The following is a 1,548-nucleotide window of genomic DNA, read 5'->3' as shown; positions in this document are numbered from 1 at the left end:
TGGCTAATTATCAGGTCATCTAGTTCTTGCCGGTCTTCTTGATCAAGTTCATCGGATACCTCAAGAACCTTGCGCTTTTTCATCGTTTTGAAAGCTGCGATAATCTCGTTGCGCTGAACCTTATTCAGCGCGTCAGGATCAAGCATATGCAGATTGGCCTCGATCCTGTCCTTATTTAGGTCGAGGGCACCCAGGCCACGACCAAAGCCGATGCCCTCAATCATGAGCAGCCCCACCGTGCAGTTTAGAAGCGCGTGAGCCAAGTCGATGTTGACGCCCGCATGGGCATTCAGACCCATGAGCCGCTGATTCACGAACGCTGCTGGATTTACGCAGCCCACATAGAGACGCTTGCCGTAGGCGAGTGGAATCACAAGCTCGGCAATGCGATCGGCGCGCATTTCATACCAGTGATGCCCGGCCTTCGCCAAAACATCAGGTAGCGGATCGCCTGTTCCGTTTCGTACGGTTTTGAAGCGCTTGATCCAGTTCAGCGCCCCTGTGTGACCTAGTTTTCTGAGCTGGCCTTCGGAGAGGCCACAGCAAAACGCTTCGCCATCGGCCTTGGCCTCGTAAGTCTCGATCTTTGTCGAAGACTTCAGAACGGGCTCGATGTAATCCGGCTCGATTCCATGTCCTTTTGCGGGATAGAACAGCTTATCCCAACCCCGTCTCTCCCCGCGTCGGATAGTGAACAGGCTTCGCACGGGCACTAAGGGGCAGTCCAGAAGCCAGTCCACATCTACGAATTGAGCGGACCCGGCTAAGCCATAGGGCCGGGCCTTGATGAGCTGATCGTGGCTTACCGACCGAATGGACATAACGTCCTCTTGGGCGCTGCCAATTTCGATCTGAGCCGCAACGCTGTCGACATGTGCATCGTCGGCCAGCAGATCGACGGGCTGTTTCAGGATAACGAACTTCGTATCCGATCGGCTTTCATCGTCGGCGGCTCGCTTTTCCAACACCAAGACGTTTGTCACCACATCGCTGTTGGAGAACCAGCGGCCAGAGCCGGAGGTGATAACCGCACGAAGATGGTAGAAGGCAACTAGCCGATCATAAAAGGCCTGACCCCAAGCCGTGCCGAGCCATGCGTTCGGGATGATGATGACGACGCGTCCCTGCGCCTTTAGCAGATCGTAGAACACGAACGGGAGGTATGCGGACACATCCGATCGTCCGGGCAATCCTTCCCCGTCCTGTTCGAGCAGGGCGTTAACTGACGCTGTTGCATCACCATAGGCGCGCCTGCCGTCCTGAGCGACGAACGGGAGATTGCTTGCGATGCAGGCGAAGGTCCCAAGTGTCTCTTTAATCAGGCTTCCGTCGTTGGGATCACGGAACTCGATTCCCAGTGTGGACTGGAGACTGAATGCGTCGAGCGCGAACACCCGCAGCGGCTGACGCGCCAGCGTCGGCGTAGAGAGCGAGAACGTCGCAAGTTGGACAGCCTGGCGGTCAATGTCCGAGGCGCAAATCTGGCTTGCCGCCTCAGCCCCCGGGATACCGCCGGCGAGCTTTGCGTCGAGCGCCGCCCGAATGATC

1 protein-coding gene is annotated in these 1,548 nt (G+C 57.1%); it reads right to left on the bottom strand.

Translation table 11 applies throughout. From position 1 onward, the window contains the following. Nucleotides 1-1,548 (bottom strand): DNA methyltransferase family protein (locus AC4FS3_RS28625; protein ID WP_491023359.1); only part of this gene is annotated, 1,548 nt, incomplete at both ends.

It is taken from the genome of Pseudogemmobacter sp. TB195 (genome assembly GCF_058313095.1).
This window is presented reverse-complemented; position numbering and strand designations above follow the sequence as displayed.